Below are 21,217 nucleotides of genomic sequence, written 5' to 3'. Positions count from 1 at the left end.
CGGTTGCCCCCATACCTGGGATGATTGCGTAAGTCCTCAAATACTTAAATAGAACTTACGCACGAGGGCTAAAAACCCGGTTTCGGCCTCAATCTAAAAAATGTAATTAATTAAGTAGACTCATGATAGAACATACTGATGATAATTATGGGAAATTGCAACAACAGCAACAACAAATCCTTGCTAAAACAGCACTTTCTATCTCCGAATCCCTCAAACTAGAAGACATTCTCAACACTACGGTAACTGACCTCAGAAACACTCTGCAATGCGATCGCGTAATTATCTTCCAATTTGCTCCAGACTGGAGCGGAAAGGTGGTGGTAGAGTCAGTTGGTTCAGAATGGAGATCAATCTTATCCACTCAGATACAGGAGCCTTGCTTTGCTGAAAGCTATATCGAACCCTTCAAACAAGGCTTATTCACCTCTAAATCTGATACTTATACTGCCGAAATTGATACTTCTCACCGGGAATTGCTGCCAAATTTTCACGTTACAGCTAGCCTGGTTATTCCTATCCTTAAGGGAGAAGAACTTTGGGGATTATTGATTTCCCATCAGTGTACAGAACCTCGCGAATGGCAACCATCAGAAATTGAACTCATGCGACAGCTAGCAACTCAAGCTGGAATTGCCATTCAGCAAGCTGATTTATTTGAGCAAGTACAAACGGAACTGAGGGAGAAAAAACAAGCAGAAATTGCCCTACAACAACTCAATACTGAACTCGAACAACGAGTCAGAGAACGGACAGCCGAACTCACTGAAGTCAACCATAGCTTGCAACACTATATCACTCAAGTTGAAGACCTCTATAATAATGCTCCCTGTGGCTATCATTCCCTAGATGCAGCAGGAACAATAATTATGATTAATGATACGGAACTGAAGTGGTTAGGCTATACCCGCGATGAAATTGTAAACCAAAAGAAATTTGTTGATTTAATGACACTTGAAAGTAAAAATATTTTTTATCAAAACTTTCCCTTATTTAAAAAAGAAGGCTGGATAGAGAATTTAGAGTTTGAGATGTTGAATAAAAGCGGAAAACCGATTTGGATAAACTTAAATGCGACAGCAATTTATGATGAAGCAGGTAACTTCATGATGAGTCGTTCTAGCGTATTTGATATCACCGAGCGCAAACGTACTGAAGAAGCCTTCCGCCAATATGAACGCATCATATTCAATACAACAGATGGGATTGTGCTGATGGATCGCAACTATATTTATCAAATAGCCAATCAAGCTTATTTGACTTGGTGCAACAAATCTGAAAGCGAAGTTATCGGAAATCATGTTAGAAATATCCTGGATGCAGACGTGTTCGATAACTTGGTCAAACCTCGGTTAGACAGATGTTTGGCTGGGGAAAAAATTCAGTATGAAAACTGGTTTGATTCTCCCAATTTAGTCAGGCAATTTTTGAGCGTTACTTATACACCTTTACGTGATGCAGGCAAAAATATTGTAGGGGTAATCGTTAGTCTGCGCGATCTGACTAAACTTAAACAAGCCGAACAAATGCTGGAGCTTCAGGCTGTCATTACCCGCAACATGGCGGAAGGAATTTGCTTAGTAAGAACCGACAATGGAGTAATTGTCTATGCCAATCCTAAATTTGAGCAGATGTTTGGCTATGACTCTGGCGAACTCAACGGTCAGCACGTTTCGATAGTGAACTATGGCAGCGAATCGGTCAGTCCTGAAGATGTAAATCAAGCCATTCGGTCTGTCGTTTTACAAAGGGGTGAATTTACCTATGAAGTTCATAATGTCAAGAAAGATGGAACTCCATTTTGGTGTAGTGCCACTTGCTGTGTATTCAATCATTCCGACTATGGCGAGGTTCTGGTGGCCGTTCAGCAAGATATCACAGTAGCGAAGCACCTCGAAGAAGTTCGACAAGAGGCGGAAGCAGCCTTACTACAGAAATCCCGAAAGGAACATTTGCTGTGGAGGATTACTCAAGGGATTCGCCAATCTTTGGATCTGAATGCCGTTCTAAATACTGCTGTTACTGAAATCAGGCAGACATTACAAACTGATCGGACTGCCATTTACCGCTTTAATCCTGATTGGAGTGGTGATTTTGTCGTGGAGTCAGTTGGTGAGGGTTGGAGAAAACTGATAGGAAGCGATATTCAAAAAAATGGTGCAGATACCTATATGCAAGAAACTCACGGCGGTCGATTCCGCAATCATGAAAATTTGGTTGTTAATAATATTTACACCGATGAACTTCAACCATGTCATATCGAGCTAGTGGAACAATGGCAAGCAAAAAGTTATGCAGTTTTCCCGATATTTTTGAGAGAAAATCTCTGGGGTTTGTTAGCTATCTACCAAAATACGGCACCTCGTCAATGGCAATCGTGGGAAATAGAATTACTTGAACAGATTGCCAGCCAATTGTCGATCGCCATTCAGCAATCCAAACTCTACCGACAACTTCTGCTAGAACTGCAAGAACGTAAGCAAGCCGAAGCCACGATCCGAGAAGCCGAACGACGCTGGCGATCGCTCTTGGATAACGTGCAGTTGATTGTTGTCGGACTTGATCTAGAGGGAAATGTCAATTACGTTAATCCTTTCTTCTTAAAAGTCACAGGATATACTTACCCAGAAGTTCTCGGAAAAAATTGGTTTAAAAAATTCTTACCCAGTTCTATTCAACAATCGATCCAAAGTGTTTTTTCGGACGTTTTAGCCCAGAAATATCATCTCTATTATCACAATCCCATCTTGACCCAATCTGGTGAACAACGGTTCGTTGCGTGGAACAATACCATGCTGCAAGATTCAGAGGGAAACATCATTGGAATTATCAGCATTGGGGAAGATATTACCGAACGACAAAAGATCGAACACATGAAAAATGAGTTCATTGGCATTGTCAGCCATGAACTTCGCACTCCTTTGACAGGAATTCAAATGTCATTGGGACTAATAAAAAGTGGGGTTTATGATAAAAAACCCGAAAAATCTAGACGCATGATTGAAATTGCCTTCCTCGATACCAATCGATTAGTGAACCTGGTTAATGATATTTTAGATTTGGAGCGCCTAGACTCCGGGCGGGCAATTGTGGACAAAACTGTTTGCAAAGCTGCCGATTTGATGCAGCAAGCAGTAGATAGCATTCAGGCGCTGGCTACTCAAAAGCAGATCTCATTAATCGTTAACCCCACGGATGCAGAAGTCTGGGCAACAGGAGATGCGATCGTCCAAACCTTAACAAATTTGCTCAGTAATGCGATTAAATTCTCACCTGCCGACTCCACAATTCATCTGAGTGCCGAAAACCAGACAGACTTTGTGCTGTTCCAAGTTAGCGATCGCGGACGAGGCATTCCTGCCGATAAACTAGAACTCATTTTTGGTCGATTTCAACAAGTCGATGCCTCCGACTCCCGTGAAAAAGGAGGCACCGGCTTAGGTTTAGCAATCTGTCGCAGTATAGTTGAGCGACATGGCGGAAAAATCTGGGCGGAAAGTATCTTAGGTGAAGGCAGCACATTTTGCTTCACCCTACCCTTAGCCATCATTGAATAACGCTTAGATTAATCTGTAGCATCCATCCCAAATCCCAAATCTCCAATCCAAAATCCCATGACAGACAGACAAATTCTAGTTGTTGACGATGAAGAACACCTTCGGGAACTGGTGCAGGCCTGCTTAGAAGATTTACGCGGATGGAAAACAGTGGGGGCAGCATCGGGAGAGGAATGTTTACAAATACTGCAAATACAACAACCCAACGTTATTTTGCTAGATGTATCTATGCCGGGAATGGATGGGTTTGCTGTGTACGCTCGCCTCCAGTCCGATCCGATTACCCGATCGATTCCAGTGATTCTGCTGACAGCGAAAGTTTTGCCCAGCGATCGGGCTAAATTTGCCCAGATGGCGGTAGCTGGGGTAATTGCCAAACCGATCCAACCCATCACCCTGACGGAAGAAGTAGCAGAGATTTTGGGATGGGATGAATAACTTGCACCATTTTTGTGAAGTTTTGTAACAATAACGGAATCTTTACCAATTCCTTACCGTTGCTATTTAGTCTCCTGTTATGCAGCTAAAAGTTCTTTGCATTAGGAGGAGACTCAATGAATGCTTTTCAGGCTTTGAATGATGTAAATCAGGATCTCGCAGGTTCATTTTCCGGTTTGCCCACTTGTTGTCAGCAATCCACACTTTGGATTGCTCATACAGAGGAAACACCGATCACAGGCATTAAAATTCAAGAAAAGGATGTGACACTTATCCTTAAAGTTCACCTTTCTGACCTTCATCTTGTCAAATTGAATCTCCAAATCACTCCAGAAACTGTTTTAATTCAAGGTCAACCTACCGAAGTGGCTGGAGTAAAAGGTTATCTCCTTCCTAGTGGATTTCAAACTCTCATCCCGTTGCCCCACCGCGTACATCCTGAAATCTATGGGACTGAAATACACCAGGATTGTTTAACAATTCAGCTTGCTAAAGAGTTGAGAGTTCCGCCATCCGAAGTTCGGATTCAACTCTCAACTGCAAATTTGAGCGATTGCTTAAAGATGTGTATTTGAGACTCAATTGGCAACCAAAAAATAGATTCCTAATCAACCCAAATAAAATGAACACTTTGCAAGTAGCTAATTATGATGGCAGTCTCCTGCCTGAAAACAAGATGAAAGGGAAGCAAATTCTCATTGTTGATGACCAAGAGCACCTCCGCGAACTGGTACAGTTGTGCCTGGAAGACCTCGCGGGATGGAACACCCTGGTGGCCGAATCAGGAGAAGAATGTTTACAAATCCTACAAACAGAACGACCTAATGCTATTTTGCTGGATTTATCAATGCCGGGAATGGATGGGTTTGCTGTGTACGCTCGTCTCCGATCCGATCCCATAACTCGATCGATTCCAGTGATTCTGCTGACAGCAAGAGTTATGTCAACCGATATAGCTGAATTTGCCGAAATGGGTGTTGCTGGGGTAATTCGCAAACCATTTGACCCCACCACCCTGCCGGGAAAAGTGGCAGAGATTTTGGGATGGGATGATTGACACTCCCCGGTATGGCAGACGCAGGATTCTTAAGACGTGACAATCTTAATATCCTCTCTGGAAATCTGGGGATTGTTGGATACAATTTCTCTCAGTTATTGCTATTTTTACGAAAGATTTCGATTTGCATCAATTCCTTAACAACCTTGTATTCTTTACCAAATCTTTACTTCTTACATCTACATTCATAGAGTTGCTGCTTCAACACAGCTTACAGCACTTGGCAACAAAAGAAAAATACACTTTCCTATAAAAAAGAGGTTTTTATGACAAGCTGTCCTTGCTGCACGAATCAACTGCTGCGTCACCTTCGCCACAGTCAAGTATACTGGTTTTGCCGTCAGTGTTGGCAAGAAATGCCTGTCTACCCTCTTAACAGTTACGGTTCATCGCCCTCTATAAATTTAGTTAGAGAGTTAAGGATTAAGAAGCAACTTTTTTCAGAGGCGATAGTTTAAAGGTGAAATTCCCTCGCACAGGCGTGACGCCCGTGCCACAATAGAGGCGGATGAATAAAAGGGAGCTCGCACTTACGGGCTAAACCTCTTCAAAAATTGCGCCTCGCTGCTGTAGATTCACCTGCATCTCCTCATCCATTCCTGAATTATTCCCGAATCTGGCTGACTCGACATTCGCACCGCTGAAATTAGTATTTGTTAAGTTCACTTCCCGCAGATTGGCGCCGCTCAAATTGGCACCGCTGAGGTTAGCTAAAGCTAGACTTGCTTTGTGCAAATCTGCACCGCTTAAATCAGCATTTCCTAAGAAAGCCCCACTCAAATCTGCACCGCCGAATTTGGCATTTTGCAGGTTGGCGTCGCTGAAATCGGCATCGTTTAAGGTTGCACCCCGGAAATTTGCCCGATCGAGATTTGCGCTGCTAAAATCCACTGCACTTAAAGTCGTTCCGCGCAAGCTGCTACCCGCGAAATCTAGTGCTGGGTTGAGATTGGCGATTTTTGCCAACTCTACAAAGTTGTCGGTTTCAGCAGAGATAATGCGATCGACCATTTCCTGCAATTCCGATTCAGCTTCCGGGACAATTTCCACTTCGCGCGGTTCAACCGGAGGCAAATTGTAGGACAATAGCGCCCAACTGAGGGCAGGTTGGAGTTTATTTGCTTGCAGATATATAGTCAGGATTCTTTCTAAAACCGAATGTTGATTTGGCGTGATATCGTGCGGCCACAAACCCTCCGCATCTGTGAGATTAATATCTTCTTTAGCAACTTCAAAAGCCGCTGCCATCCTAAATTCTTTGCCAGCCAATTCTCCCAGCTTAGCACTTTTTAGCAAACCTTTTAATACTGATTTGCCCTGTTCTACTGCAAAAATCCAAGCTGGCGTTGTATCATCGCTGATTGTGGAAACGTGACAAAATATGCTCTCTGTTTCCTTAGTTTTTTCCGCCTTCTCCCCGCCCTGAACTCCCCGCTGACTTTCGGTTACTAAATTTTCTGCACTGCTTTGAATGGGCAGGGTTTCTCCTATTGGCAAAAGCTTGAAAGAACCGACTAACTGACGTGATGCTACGGGTATTTCGCAGTTTTCTAGATAGAGTTTGAGCGTCCCGCCTTGCAGACCAAATTTGACGCGACCACCTAGCAGGGGTTCCCAATGCTCGTTAAAATTCAGGCTCAAGTGAATATCGAGCTGCTGGGTTTGGGGTGCAACCGATGGAACTGGAATTGCTTCTAATTGCATCCACAAGCAATCTGGGTATTTGTTGTGAGACTCTAGCGATCGCATATCGGGTAGAATTGCTGGCACTACCAGCCTGTAATTGATATTTAAATTAGTTTATCATCTCTATTTTATCACAACACAGCTTTTTTTCCTGGACTATCATTGTAAATTTTGTTTAATTTTATCTGCAACTCATTGGTTTTGCTGAATTTGGCTTTTTACCCAATTCCGAAATGCTTTCACTAATTCCAAATAGTCCATTGTTTCTGCTTATTCCAAAAATCTGACAATCTCTAATATCGGTAAGCTGGGAAATGCTAAACTGATCTCGCCCTCAAGGTATTCTCCATTTTCTAATCTGTTGATTCTGAGTCGCGATCCATTATAAATCCAAACTTCCGGCACTCCCAGATCCGCATAAACCTGCAAGGTATTTTCCGAACGGCTGGTAATATCAATTCCCACCACTAAATCCGGCGGCGGATATTGAGTCAGGTCGATTCTTTTTTGGCCTTTAACTGCACTAATATTCGGGATGTAAAAACATTCATCCGGTTCTGCACCGCTAAGTTCAGGACGCTTGAAAGTTGTGGAACCAAGGGGCTCAATTCTTACCTCTAATTCTTCCGCTAAGGTTTCAACAAATCGACCCATTATTGTTTTGAAGCGTTCGTGTTCTGGAGAAGGCACCATAATTTCAAGATTGCCGCGATTATATCTCAGTCGAATTTGCCGATCGCCGATTTCAGCAAGCAAAGTTTCGTAGGTTTGCCAACTGATACCCGATAGGTGGACAATTTGTTCCGGCGGGGCGAGAGTTTGAGCAGACATAGGGCTAATTTGGTGAAGAGTTCGTAGGCGCAAGCCGGGGCGTAGCCATCGCGCTTTTACATTATATCATCGAAAAAAGCTCGATCGCTCTTTAATTACTGAGTTAAAATATGTGCTATCGAGCCAGAATGTTTAGTCACCACTCTGCGCCGGAAATACCGAAGACAACTCCAGAGACAACTCTGGAAAACCCGGAATTACCACCGTCTGATTTGGCAACATAACTCGTTGCAATTGATAACTACAACTCCCGTTTTGTTTCTGATAAGGTTCGCTGTGCATTTCCAGTTGATTATCAACCAAATTAAATATCCAATAATTAGAAATCCCAGTCTCAGCATAGAGAGACAACTTGGTTGTGCGATCGTACTTCAACGTAGAATCCGAAACCTCAATTACCAATAAAATCTCAGCAGGCTGCGGGTGAGAAGATAAATAATTGTCAGAACGATTGGGGGCAATAACAACATCAGGCTCTGGTTCGCTATCATCAGACAAAATAATTGGCTCTTGACCGCGCACGATCGCTCTTTTTCGCAGCAGCGGGTACAATTCTCCTAACAGTAGCGAATTACAAACAGAGTGAAACGTACTTTTAGTAGTCTTGAGGATAATTTCTCCGCGAATCAATTCAACTCGTTCCTCGGGGGCGAAAAATCCCAGTTCTCCCAAACGGTGATATTCTGCGATCGAGAATCGTTTTGCAGTTACGGCAGTCATAGCTTTTGTTACCCTCTACAATTACCAATATTTCCAATTAATTCTACTCAAAAATCCCGCCCCGTGCCATCAATTCAACCTTCACAGCTTCCGAAATTCCCAGACAACCAAAAAACTTTGCATTTTTAACCACCGTATTTTTCAAATCAGCGCGGCTCAAATCAGCACCGTTTAAATTCGCACCACTCAAATTGACACCGCTTAAATCAGCATTCTTCAAATCAGTATTTGTCAAATTTGCATTTACTAAAATCGCATTCGGTAAATAAGCACTGCTCAAATTGGCGCCGGTTAAATTTGCACCGCTCAAATTCGCCCGAGGCAGCTTTGTCCGCAAATCAGCACCGCTTAAATTGGCGCTGCTGAGTTCAGCATCCCGCAAATTAGCATTGCACAAATTAGCATCAATTAAAATAGCAGCGCTCAGCAAAGCACCGCTGAGATCGGCCAAAGTCAAATCGGCACCTCGGAGGTTGGTTTCGCGCAAATCCGCACCGTTAAAATCAGTGTAGTGCAAGTCAAAGCCGCTTAAATTAGCCCCAGCAAAATCCTCAATCGGATTCAAACCCACTGTTTCTGCAAGTTGTAGAAAACTTTTATTTTTATCGGTTAAAAACAGTTGCCGGACGATCGCCAATTGCTGCTGTCGGTACTCGTCGGCCTTGTCGTAATCTGCTAAATACTTGTAAGCAAGCTTCAAATTCTTGAGAGCATTGCGCTCAATGCGATCGTCCTTGCAGGCGCGCGCGATCGACAACTGCTCGTGATAGCATTCGATCGCACCAGGCAAATCTCCCTTAGCATCGTAAGCTAGCGCCAAATTGCCCAAAGTTTCCAGCTCAGAGCGCCCGTCGCCAGTGTCCCGCGCGATCGCCAAACGCTGCTGCTGGTAATCAATAGCACCAGAAAAATCCTCAAGAGCACAGCAAGCATTGCCCAGATTTCCCAAAGCATTCGCCTCGCCCCGGCGATCCCCAATTTCCCGCGCTAACACCAAATGCTGCTGGTAGCAGTCGATCGCCTGAGCATAATTTCCCAGCGCTTCGTAAGCTACGCCCATATTACCCAGCGCCGCACCTGATCGCCGCTTATCGTTCATTGAGCGATACAGCGCCAGCGCTTCCTGCCAAGAACCCAGCGCCGCCTCAAATTGGCGCGCCTGATATTGCGAAATCCCCTGCTTGATTAGCTCGCTAGCTTGTTCGCTCATAGTGCCAAAATTAGTTAATAACTAAAGTTGATATTAATCGACTCAAAGCGGTAATTGCTAATCGGTAATCAGTAATCGGGGATCAGTATGGCAAATCCCCCTCTCCCATCCGTATTTTCACGTCCGTGCAAAAAAAAAGACAAAAAAAAGAGAGAGCTACCTAAGTAACTCTCTCTGCCATCAGGGTGCATCTACATAACACAATATAACACGGTCGGGATGAGGGGTGTCACCCCCAAACATGAAGATGTTGTAAAGAAATGTAGATTAATTATAAAGTTACGAGCCAGCGAGAAGGGCGATCGCGCGACGAGTTCAGGAAAAACCGATCGCCCGCCGCTGTATCCGCTACATGATCCCCTTAACAAATGCTTAGCCTGGGCCGTTAAGCTTCGCCGTCAGCAGCTCATTCGTCAGTTTGGGATCGGCTCGGCCGCCCGTTTCCTTCATCACCTTGCCGACAAAAAAGCCCAGCAGCTTAGTTTTACCGGCTCGGTACTGTTCGAGCTCCTTGGGATTGGCTGCCAACACGGCATCGATCGCTTGATCGATCGCCCCAGTATCCGAAATTTGAATCAAACCCTTGCTCTCAACGAACTTCTGAGGCGAACCACCGTTGGCCAGCAACTCCGGCAAAATATCCTTAGCGATTTTGCCACTGATCGTACCGGCCTCAATTAACCCCAGCAGTTCAGCTAAATCCTGCGGTTGGAAAGGAATTTCTGCGATCGCCAGTTTTTCATTTTTCAGATAAGCAGTAATATCGCCCATCACCCAATTGGCAGCTTGTTTAGCCACAGCACCGGCGGCGATCGATTTTTCAAAATACTCCGCCACCGCTTTGTCGTCAGTCAGCACCCGCGCGTCGTAGGGAGAAAGACCGAGCTCAGTTTCGTAGCGATTGCGCTTCATTGCCGGCAATTCCGGCAGTTGAGCTTTCCAATCCTGCAATTGCTCGGCCGAAACTTTGATCGGAGGCAAATCCGGTTCCGGGAAATACCGGTAATCGCTTGCACCTTCCTTAACCCGCATACTGAAAGTACACTGCTTGTTTTCATCCCACAGCCGGGTTTCTTGGATGATGGTTTCGCCATTTTCCACAGCTTGAATTTGCCGCTCGATCTCATAATCGATCGCCCGTTCGATCGCATTAAAAGAGTTCATATTTTTAATTTCCACCTTCGTGCCGAACTCTTCTCTGCCAACGGGGCGCACCGAAATATTCACGTCGCACCGGAGCGAACCTTCCTGCATATTCCCGTCGCCAACACCGATGTAGCGCACGATCCGGCGCAATTCTTGACCGTATTCAGCAGCTTCCGCGCCCGATCGCAAATCCGGTTCCGAAACAATTTCGATTAGAGGCACACCGGCACGGTTGTAATCGACCATTGAATAAGTTGAACCGCTGAGCCGATCGCTGCCGCCGTGCACCAATTTTCCGGCATCTTCCTCCATGTGCAAGCGAGTGATCCCGATTTTTTTTCTAGTAGAATTTCCCGTCTCATCCACGAGTTCAATTTCTAGCCAACCGTTAGTAGCGATCGGCAAATCGAACTGAGAAATTTGATAATTTTTCGGCAAATCGGGATAGAAATATTGCTTGCGATCAAACTTACTGTAAGGTGCGATTTCGCAGTTGAGAGCCAGCCCTGCTTTCACCGCATACTCCAGCACTTTTTGATTTAATACTGGCAACACTCCAGGCATTCCCATACAAATTGGGTCAATGTTAGTATTTGGGGCATTGCCAAATTCTGTAGAAGAACTGGAGAAAATTTTAGTATTCGTACTCAATTGACAATGAGTTTCGAGACCGATAATGGCTTCGTACTCAGTTTTAACTGGTGCAGCAGCAGTCATAAGCGATTTTAAAGACTGAATAACTTTAGATTTTATTTTAGCTTTTTATTGACCAAACTGATGGGAGATTATTTGTAGGTAGGGGCGGTTTCATTGGTGTCAACAAGCGCGTCAAACCCTTTGTTCGGCAGGTTTTAACCCCTGCCGGACTTTGAGAAAGCGTGTTTAGTTGAGACAAATGGGGCTCTGCATACGCAACACCCTGCTACAGATTTGCGATCGACCCAAGCCCGCAGCCACGCCGATCTCCTTTCGATCGCCCCCAAACAACAACTCTGTGCAAAAATATACTTAGCGCCTGCTCCTGCCCGCACCCTTCCCTTACCCAGGAGAGTTTTAGATCGATCCACCACAATGGCTGATCAATCTGCACCCCAAATCCTTTTACTGGCAGTCTTTAATAACGCCGCGCGCCTCTAACGATCGGCTCCACGCACAGACTAAAAATTAAAAATGTATAATTTAACAGGAAATTACATATTTTTAATTTTTAAGCTTTAATTTTGAATTGTAAAAGTAACACTTGTCTAAGTGCCAAAAGTATGCCTGAAATTCCAGTTGAAAGTGCCACACTGTTTCAGAACAGCACCACTGAGCTAGAGCAGGCGGAATCAGCCCTCGAACTCGCTTGGCACGAACTCGAAAAACAAACAGCAGAAACCATTGCTCAAATCGCCAACGCCGGCTCAGCAAACACACAGGAAATCAGCGATCGCTTGGCCGAGGCGAAGCAACTCCGGCAGCAACTTCAAACTCAAATAAAAAAAGCCAACTCGCGGCGGGAATTTCATCTAGAAAACTCGCCCATGGCAGTTATAGAGTGGGACAGGGAATTTCGGGTAGTGCGGTGGTCGCCAATGGCAGAACAACTATTTGGCTGGAGTGCAGCAGAAGCGATTGGCAAATACTGGCACCAATGGTCAATAGTTTATCAAGAAGACTTCGAGCAAGTGTGCGCCGTCACGAATCAACTGTTAGACAGCAGAGAAACCCGGAACGTTTGCCGCAACCGCAACTATACCAAAGATGGCTCGATAATTTACTGCGAATGGTACAATTCTGCACTCATGGATGAATCGGGAACAGTAGTTTCAATTCTATCTTTTGGCAGAGACATAACCGATTGCCACCGCATTCAAGAAGAACTGCACCGGCGCGAACAAGCTTTCAGCACCCTAGCGGAAAATGCGACTGATATCATCGCCAGGTTTGATCGAAAATTTCGCCACCTTTACATCAACCACGCAGTAGAATCAGCAACCGGAAAACCCCCTGCCGAATTAATTGGCAAGAGCAACAGAGAATCAGGAATGCCCCCACACTTGTGCGACCTGTGGGACGAGACTTTTTTGAAAGTTTTTGGCACCGGCAAACAAGAAACCATAGAATTTGAGTTTCCTAGTCCCGAGGGCATAAAACATTACCACTGTCGAGTCATTCCCGAGTTTGCTGAAGACAATTCAGTCGCCACACTTTTATCCATAGCCCGCGACATCACAGAACTAAAACAAGTCGAATCGCAGTTGCGACAAAGCGAATCCCAATTTAAAGCCATAGTTGATTCTAACATGATCGGCCTAATTTTTTGGGATCTTAACGGTAGCATTACAGATGCCAACGCCGCTTTTTTAAACACGGTAAATTATACGCGGGACGAGCTGCTTGCCGGGAGAGTTAACTGGCAAGAAATGACACCGCCAGAATACGTGCGTTTAGATACCGAAAAAGTTGCCGAACTGAAGGCTAAAAATACGGTTGTTCCCTTTGAAAAAGAATTTATACGCTCTGATGGTAGCCGCGTTCCGGTGCTGCTGGGTAGCACATTTTTAGAAGGAACGCAACAGTTAGGCGTTAGTTTTGTGCTGGACTTAAGCGAGTCCAAACAGGCGGAATATGAACTGCAAAAACATCAACAACTTTTAGATAGCATCCTGACAACTATTCCCAACTTTATTTACATTTACGATGCAGTAGAAAACCAAAATATTTATGCAAATGAATCTGTCACAGCCATACTCGGCTACACGGTCAAAGAATGGCAAGATTTGGGTATAGAGGCTATTGCTAACTTAGTTCATCCCGATGATATGTTAAAGCTAATTACAGGTATGGAGCGACTAAAACACAGCAGCAATGCCTGTGAAACGGATGACAGAGACTACAGAATCAAACACAAAAATGGGGAATGGCGCTGGGTGCACGATCGCTCTACAATCTTCAAAAGAACCCCAGACGGGAAAATGAGGCAAATTATCGGTTCCGTACTCGACATCAGCGATCGCAAACAAGCCGAAGAATCATTAAGACAGCAAAAAGAACTGCTGCAAACTATCTTCGACAACGTGCCGATTATGCTCGCATTCTTAGACAAAAACGGTCAAATAAACTGGGTAAACCGCCACTGGGAACAAGTGCTCGGCTGGAGTTTGGCGGAAACCAAAGACGGCGATATCTTGGCGGAATTTTATCCGCAGCCAGAATATCGTCAATACGTTTTGGACGAAATTCAAGCAGCACGTCAGAAGTGGAGCGACTTCAAAACACAAGTTAGAGACGGGCGAATTATCGACACTTCTTGGGCAAATGTTCGCCTTTCCGACGGCAGTTGTATCGGCATTGGTCAAGATATTACAGAACGCAAACGAGTAGAAGCTGAACTCAAAGAACTCAACGAAACTTTAGAAGCTCAAGTCGCCCAGCGTACTGCAGAGTTAGAGACTTTTTTTGATGCTTTGCCGGACTACATTTATGTGGTAGAACGGGACAAGATGCGCCTGTCTTTTGTCAACCAATCTGTTGCCAAAACTGCTGGTTTAAATAGCAGAAGAGAGATGCAGGGCAAAACTATTTTTGAATCTTTTTCCCCAGAAATAGCCGAACAATTTGGTAGGGAAAATTGGCAGGTATTTGAAACAGGCGAAGCTCTGCACTTGCAGGATAAATTTGTGATATCTGGCGAGACTATTTACTACGATACTTTTAAAATTCCCCTGAGAAATCTCGACGGCGAGGTTTATGCTTTAATTGGCACTTCTCGCGATATCACTGAGTTGGTAGAGACAAAACAAGCTTTGTCAGAACGCACAGAGCAATTAGAATCTGCAAATCAAGAATTAGAATCTTTTTCTTACTCGGTTTCCCACGACTTGCGCGCACCTTTGCGACACATTTCAGGTTTTGTAGAAGCGTTGAAGCAGCGGCTAGAATTAACTGAGGCTTTGAGCGATCGCAAAATAGTTCACTATATGGAAATAATTGAAGACAGCAGCCAAAAAATGAGCCTGTTGATTGACGGTTTGCTCGCCCTGTCGCGGGTGAGTCGCACCGATTTGAGGCAAATTCCGATCGATCTGAGCCGTTTGGTACAAAATGCGATTAAATTGACTAAACCCCCAACCGTCGCAGATCCGGCCCAAACTCCCCACAGCGTTGAATTTGCCGTCGGAGATTTGCCGACAGTAATGGGAGATCCAACCTTGCTGCAACAGGTGTTCAGCAACTTGATTAGCAACGCCGTCAAGTTCAGCCGCGGACGCACTCCGGCTACAATAGTTATTGAGGGTTTACCTGATGGGACGATTTTTGTCAAGGATAACGGGGTGGGTTTTCCGATGGAATATGCCGATCGCCTGTTTGGAGCCTTTCAGAGGCTGCACTCCCAGAGAGAATTTGAAGGTACGGGCATCGGTTTGGCGATCGTCCAGCGGATTATTCACCGCCACGGCGGCACGGTTTGGGCCGAAAGCCTACCTAGTCAAGGAGCCACGTTTTACTTTAAACTAGGGCAAACAATCTCAAACGGTAGTATAGATTAGTAAGTTAAGTGTATAAGAGTTTTAAATTCATAATTTAAAACTCTTATACACTTAAATAAGTCACAATCGGTGAGAGCATCTGAAGTTTGGTGTGACAGGGGTGTTCCCTGTCAGAGATGGAAGCCAAAGATCTAGGCTTGGCTGTGCAAGATGCTCGTACTCCTAAAAAACGCTCTTTAAAAAATTGGGATGATCCCCAATCGGTTCGGTCAGCCCTCGACTGTCGGTGCTAAATAAAGGTTTTGAGAGTAGAGTATATAATTGATTTTGCTAAAAATATCGAGATAAAATTAACAACCAATTTCCGTCTAAAAAATTACTAGCAACAACACGAATAACCAATTGAAAACCTCCCCAATACCTTATGTTAGATATAAATCAGACCAACTATCTACTAAAAATGGTAGCGGAATCAACATTAAACTTGTTGATTATCGAAGACATGGCAGAAGATATGGAATTAATAGTGCTTGCCTTAGAAGCGGGGGGGGTAAATTTTAAGTGCGACACTGCCGAAACAGCCACAGAGTGCAGAAAACTGCTCGAAAATTGCCAGTACGATGCTGTACTCTCAGATTACCGCCTCCCCGGCTTCAACGGTTTAGAAGTGTTGAAATTAATGCAGGAATTAGGGCAAGACATACCCTTGATTTTAGTAACGGGAAGTTTGGGAGAAGAAGCGGCAGTTGAGTGCATCAAAGCTGGAATGACCGATTACGTATTAAAAGGGCGGCTGTTTAGGTTGCCAACAGTCTTAGAACGATCGCTCCAAGAATACAAAATGCGGCGCCAGCAACAAGAAGCGATCGCCCAAATTCAGCGACAAGCTCAGCGAGAAGCGATTGTCAACCGCATCCTCCAAGCCATGCGCTTCACGCTTGTACTCGATGAAGTGCTGCAAACCACCGCAGATCAACTGCACGAAGCTCTAGACATCAGCGCCTGCGCCATCTTGCAGCCAGATGCTGAAGGCGGCATCAAAGTTCGCTACATCAGCAAAGCAGCCGACAGAGAAGGGTTTGTCGGGCTAAATTGCAAAGTGGCCGAACACTACAGATCGGGGCTCGCGGCCGGGGAAACCCTGATTATCGACGAGTTATCGACCCTGTGCCCGTCCCTGCAAGAATCAGCAGGGTTGGTAGGGTTTCGCTCCGTCGCGATCGCCCCACTGCTCTACCAGCAGTCATTTTTGGGAGGAATTAGCCTCTATCAGTGCGATCGGGCGCGCTCTTGGAGCGCAGAAGAACTCTCCCTACTCAAAGCCATAGCCGATCAGTGCGCCATCGCGATCCACCAAGCCGAACTTTACCAACAAGCCCAAACCGAACTTGCAGAACGCAAGCGCGCCGAAGCAGCAGTCTGCGGCATCCAGCAGCAGCTAGCCACAATGGCAGCCAACATTCCCGGCTCAGTCTACCGCACCGTGCTGCATCGAGATGGCACAATATCCATGCCCTACATCAGTCCGGGCGTGCGCGAAGTTACTGGGTTCGGGGCCGAAGAAGTGATTTCGCACCCGGAACTCTTGACCGAAATCATCCATCCAGACGACAAAAGCTCGTTTGACAGCCGCGTAGCAGCATCGAGAGCGACTCTTTTGCCGTGCGATCGGCAGTACCGCATCGTTCTAAGATCGGGGGAGGTCAAGTGGGTGCAAGACAGCGCTAAATTTTCCAAAAACGAAAACGGCGACGTAATTATAGACGGAGTAGCCCTCGACATCAGCGATCGCAAACAAGCAGAATCAGCCCTGCGCCAAAGCGAACAGCGATTTCGCTCGCTGATTGAAAACGCCACAGACATCACGATCATTCTCGACGCCGAAGGAATCTTCCGCTATATCAGCCCTTCGGTTAAGCGAATTTTAGGATACGCGCCCCACCAGGCGATCGGCCGCAGCGCCTTAGAAATAGTTCACCCCGACGACTGTGCCACGATCACCGAAACCCTCCACAAAGCCATTGAAAGCCCCAAAAGAAGCCTGTCCCCAGTTGAGTACCGAGTCCGCCACCGCAACGGTTCCTGGTGTTATGTAGAAGCTGTAGCAACCAACTTGCTGTATGATCCCGCAGTCGAGGGAATCGTGATTAACTGTCACGACATCACTCAGCGCAAACTCGCCGAAGAACAACTGCTGCACGATGCTTTTCACGACGCCCTCACCGGATTGCCTAACCGATCACTATTTACCGATCGGCTGGAACACGCTCTGAGGCTGGCAAAACGGCGCAAAGACTACTTGTTTGCCGTGCTGTTTCTCGATTTAGATAGATTTAAAGTAGTCAACGATTCCCTCGGACACGCCATCGGCGATCAATTGCTAGTATCGATCGCGCGGCGTCTGGAAGCTTGTATGAGGGTCGGAGATACAGTGGCCCGCCTCGGAGGAGACGAGTTTGTGCTGTTGCTAGAAGACATCGAGGGCATCAATGAAGCTACCGCCATTGTCAACCGCCTGCAAAAGAAAATCACCTCCCCTCTCCTTCTAGACGGACACGAAGTATTTATCACCGCCAGCATCGGCATAGCTTTGAGTTCTGGCGAATACCTGGAACCGACAACCCTGTTGCGCGACGCAGACACAGCAATGTACCGCGCCAAAGAACTCGGCAGAGCCCGACACGAAGTTTTCAACAGTTCCATGCACGCCCACGCTTTGCGGCTGTTGCAGCTAGAAAACGACCTGCGGCGGGCGATCGAGTCAATTAGAGAGCCGGCCACAGAAGAAGACTTTCCTCCATCCCCCGAATCAGCCTTACCTCCCTTATCCGCATCGCCCCAGTTTATTATTCACTACCAGCCGATCGTGTCGATCGCCAATAACACAATTACCTGTTTTGAGGCTCTAGTGCGCTGGCAGCATCCAGAACGCGGCTTAGTTTCCCCCGGCGAATTCATCACCATCGCCGAAGAAACCGGCTTAATCGTACCCCTCGGCCGCTGGGTACTTCGCACAGCTTGCCACCAAATCCGCCAGTGGCAGCAGCTATTTCCCAGCAACCCCCCCTTGAGCGTTAGCGTCAACATTTCTGTCAAACAGTTTTCTCAGCCAGATTTAATCGAATACATCGACCAAGTTCTTCAAGAAACTAACCTCGACGGCAGCAGTTTAAAACTAGAAATTACCGAAAGCGTACTCATAGAAAATTCCGAATCAGTAACAGCAATGCTGGTGCAACTCAGAACCCGAAACATACACTTGTGCATTGACGACTTCGGCACCGGCTATTCATCGCTTTCCTACCTGCACCGTTTCCCCACCAATACCTTAAAAATAGACCGCTCTTTTGTTAGCAGGATGGGAGGTGAGTTCGATTTTAGTAAAGGAGGCATTGACCCGACAGAAATTGTGCGGTCGATCGTTACTTTGTCCCACAATTTAGGCATGGATGTAGTAGCAGAAGGAGTCGAAGAAGCCTCGCAACTATCTATACTCAAAGGGTTAAAATGCGAGTACGCCCAGGGATTCTTTTTCTCAAAAGCAGTAGACTCTCAAACAGCAGCAGGCTTAATCCGACAGCAAGCAGAAAATCAGAATTTGCTGACATTTAGTTTGTTAGAGAAAGGCCATTAAAAAAACACGGCATTTTGTGAGCCCCGTTTCAGCATAAAATCTTAAAATATTTTAAAGCTGTGCCTAACTGGCGTCAGTTAATAACTACAGCATCCAAATCACTGTCAACGACCCAGGTTTAAAGATACTGGGCTTCCAGCCTAAGACTTAAACCATAGTTGACCAGATGCGTACCTGCGTACTACGTTAACGGTAAGAGTTAAAGACCTACCAGGGAATGCGAAGCTACTTCCTTGCCAAGCGAAATTTAGGATTAAACAGACTTATTGAGTTAAATCAGTGTCCTAGATATAGTACCGGCTGTTAACGAAGGCGCAAGCTAACATTACCCCTCTCATAGAGGCTCATAAAGGAGCGAACATTATGCGATCGCCGATTGCGAGGTTGGATGTGGTAATTGTCCCACTGAAAGTACATTACAAAAGTACACTCCCGTCTAGCAATCCCCGTGTAATGGAAAGATTCACGGCGGTTGAAACCGCCTAGCCGTTTCCCTCTCAGGTCTAAAGACACGCTCGTTTCCCACTTACCGAATTTTTTTATGACTATTGGCTACCTCGCACTCGTTCTCCACGCCCACTTGCCTTTTGTCCGCCACCCCGAAAGCGACTACGTTTTAGAAGAAGAATGGCTGTTTGAGGCGATCGCGGAAACCTACATTCCCCTGCTGCAAGTCTTTGAAGGGCTCAAGCGCGACGGCATCGACTTTAAAATTACCATGAGCATGACGCCGCCCTTGGTTGCCATGCTGCGCGACCCCTTGCTGCAAGACCGCTTCGACGACCACTTGGCTAAACTCGAAGAATTAGCGGATCTGGAAATCGAACACAACAGCGGAAACGGTCACCTCCGCTATTTAGCAGAACATTACGCCGCTCACTTCTCTCAAGTTCGCAACTTTTGGGAAAAGTACGATCGAGATTTAGTCAAAGCCTTCAAAGAACACCAAGATACCAACAACCTCGAAATCATCACCTGCGGTGCCACCCACGGCTACCTACCGCTGATGAAAATGTACCCCGAAGCAGTTTGGGCACAAATTCAAGTAGCTTGCGACAACTACGAAGCAAACTTCGGCCGCCGACCAAAAGGCATTTGGCTGCCAGAATGCGCCTACTATGAAGGCTTAGAGCGGATGTTAGCCGATGCAGGGCTCCGCTACTTTCTCACAGACGGTCACGGCATCCTCTACGCCCGCCCGCGTCCCCGCTACGGCAGCTACGCCCCAATTTTCACCGAATGCGGAGTAGCAGCCTTCGGCCGGGATCACGAATCATCGCAGCAGGTTTGGTCTTCTGAAGTCGGCTATCCAGGCGCGGCCGAATACCGGGAATTCTACAAAGATTTGGGCTGGGAAGCTGACTACGATTACATTAAGCCCTACATCATGCCCAACGGTCAGCGGAAAAATACCGGGATTAAATATCACAAAATCACCGGTCGCGGATTGGGTTTAGGCGATAAACAGTTGTACGATCCTTACTGGGCAAGGGAAAAAGCAGCCGAACACGCCAGCAACTTTGCTTTCAACCGGGAACGCCAAGTCGAACACCTCAACGGCATTATGCAGCGTCCGCCCATTATTGTTTCGCCTTACGACGCCGAACTTTTCGGTCACTGGTGGTACGAAGGGCCTTGGTTCTTAGATTACCTGTTCCGCAAGAGTTGGTACGACCAAAATACCTACGACATGACGCACTTAGCCGATTATTTGCGCGGAAATCCGACTCAGCAAGTGTGCCGCCCGTCTCAGTCTAGCTGGGGTTTCCGGGGTTTCCACGAATATTGGCTCAACGATACCAATGCTTGGATTTACCCGCACTTACACAAAGCAGCGGAACGGATGATTGAGTTGGGAAGCATGGAACCTGCAGATGAATTGCAGTGGCGGGCTTTGAACCAAGCCGCGCGGGAAGTGCTGCTAGCTCAATCTTCTGACTGGGCATTTATCATGCGTACAGGAACGATGGTGCCCTATGCAGTGCGCCGGACTCGATCGCACTTAATGCGCTTTCACAAGCTTTACGATGAAGTGAAAGAAGGGAAAGTTGATTCGGGTTGGTTGGAGAAGGTTGAGGAGATTGATAATATTTTCCCTGAAATTAACTATCGCGTTTATCGATCGCTTTAAGTCTCGTTTCCCCTCCCATCCTGTCCCCCCAGCCCTGCTTAAGGGAGGGACAGGATGTTAATTAAAATTATAGGTGATGGGGCGATCGCCATGAGTGCAATGAGAGGGGCAATCTTTGATTGAGAGTGTGAGTGCGATCGCATTTTTCGTCTGGAAAGAGCGCTCGCACTTTATGTCTTTTTCTCAACGCGCAGGCTATCTCCTTTTTGGTATAGCATTTCTTAGAAAGATGAGGTATAATATAACTAACTTAAACGGAGTGAAAAATATAGAAGTTCAAAATGTTATACAGCTCTAATTAAATGGGGCGCTCTTCGAGCAGTAGTCCCTCGACC

General features: G+C 46.1%; 12 protein-coding genes. 7 read left to right on the top strand and 5 right to left on the bottom strand.

What is annotated here, in order from left to right; translation table 11 throughout:
- Window positions 1-122 precede the first annotated feature (122 nt).
- The 4 genes from QUA04_RS12555 (at window position 123) to QUA04_RS12540 (ending at window position 5,052) form a co-directional block, all read left to right on the top strand.
- Window positions 123-3,557, top strand: a complete 3,435-nt coding sequence (locus QUA04_RS12555; RefSeq protein WP_333257444.1) for a PAS domain S-box protein — start codon at window positions 123-125, stop codon at window positions 3,555-3,557.
- A 57-nt stretch (window positions 3,558-3,614) separates the two neighbouring features.
- Entirely contained in the window at window positions 3,615-3,995 is a 381-nt protein-coding gene (locus QUA04_RS12550; protein ID WP_333257441.1) for a response regulator, read from the top strand.
- A 116-nt stretch (window positions 3,996-4,111) separates the two neighbouring features.
- Entirely contained in the window at window positions 4,112-4,570 is a 459-nt protein-coding gene (locus QUA04_RS12545) for a hypothetical protein (RefSeq protein WP_333257438.1), read from the top strand.
- Between the two features lie 101 nt (window positions 4,571-4,671).
- Window positions 4,672-5,052, top strand: coding sequence for a response regulator (locus tag QUA04_RS12540; RefSeq protein ID WP_333257509.1), 381 nt, complete (start codon window positions 4,672-4,674; stop codon window positions 5,050-5,052).
- 537 nt (window positions 5,053-5,589) lie between these two features.
- On the opposite strand, the gene QUA04_RS12535 is transcribed toward QUA04_RS12540, so the two are convergent.
- From QUA04_RS12535 to gatB, 5 genes are all read right to left on the bottom strand, one after another.
- Window positions 5,590-6,822, bottom strand: a complete 1,233-nt coding sequence (locus QUA04_RS12535; protein WP_333257435.1) for a pentapeptide repeat-containing protein — start codon at window positions 6,820-6,822, stop codon at window positions 5,590-5,592.
- Window positions 6,823-7,008: 186 nt separating this feature from the next.
- Window positions 7,009-7,569 (bottom strand): Uma2 family endonuclease, encoded by a 561-nt coding sequence (locus tag QUA04_RS12530; protein ID WP_333257433.1) that lies wholly within the window; start codon window positions 7,567-7,569, stop codon window positions 7,009-7,011.
- A 132-nt stretch (window positions 7,570-7,701) separates the two neighbouring features.
- Entirely contained in the window at window positions 7,702-8,289 is a 588-nt protein-coding gene (locus tag QUA04_RS12525; protein WP_333257431.1) for a Uma2 family endonuclease, read from the bottom strand.
- A gap of 43 nt (window positions 8,290-8,332) precedes the next feature.
- On the bottom strand, window positions 8,333-9,499 hold the full coding sequence (locus QUA04_RS12520; protein ID WP_333257425.1) for a pentapeptide repeat-containing protein: 1,167 nt from the start codon (window positions 9,497-9,499) through the stop codon (window positions 8,333-8,335).
- 372 nt (window positions 9,500-9,871) lie between these two features.
- Window positions 9,872-11,362, bottom strand: a complete 1,491-nt coding sequence (gene gatB, locus QUA04_RS12515; RefSeq protein WP_333257422.1) for an Asp-tRNA(Asn)/Glu-tRNA(Gln) amidotransferase subunit GatB — start codon at window positions 11,360-11,362, stop codon at window positions 9,872-9,874.
- A 542-nt stretch (window positions 11,363-11,904) separates the two neighbouring features.
- Here gatB and QUA04_RS12510 point away from each other — a divergent pair.
- The 3 genes from QUA04_RS12510 (at window position 11,905) to QUA04_RS12500 (ending at window position 20,882) form a co-directional block, all read left to right on the top strand.
- Window positions 11,905-15,177 carry a PAS domain S-box protein gene (locus QUA04_RS12510; protein ID WP_333257419.1) on the top strand — a complete coding sequence of 1,091 codons (3,273 nt, stop codon included), beginning with the start codon at window positions 11,905-11,907 and terminating at the stop codon, window positions 15,175-15,177.
- A gap of 364 nt (window positions 15,178-15,541) precedes the next feature.
- Window positions 15,542-18,751 carry an EAL domain-containing protein gene (locus QUA04_RS12505; protein ID WP_333257416.1) on the top strand — a complete coding sequence of 1,070 codons (3,210 nt, stop codon included), beginning with the start codon at window positions 15,542-15,544 and terminating at the stop codon, window positions 18,749-18,751.
- Between the two features lie 541 nt (window positions 18,752-19,292).
- On the top strand, window positions 19,293-20,882 hold the full coding sequence (locus QUA04_RS12500; RefSeq protein ID WP_015175045.1) for a glycoside hydrolase family 57 protein: 1,590 nt from the start codon (window positions 19,293-19,295) through the stop codon (window positions 20,880-20,882).
- The last annotated feature ends 335 nt before the right edge of the window (window positions 20,883-21,217 follow it).

This window comes from Microcoleus sp. S13_C5, from assembly GCF_036700845.1.
In the GTDB taxonomy this organism is placed as follows: domain Bacteria; phylum Cyanobacteriota; class Cyanobacteriia; order Cyanobacteriales; family Microcoleaceae; genus Microcoleus.
This window is presented reverse-complemented; position numbering and strand designations above follow the sequence as displayed.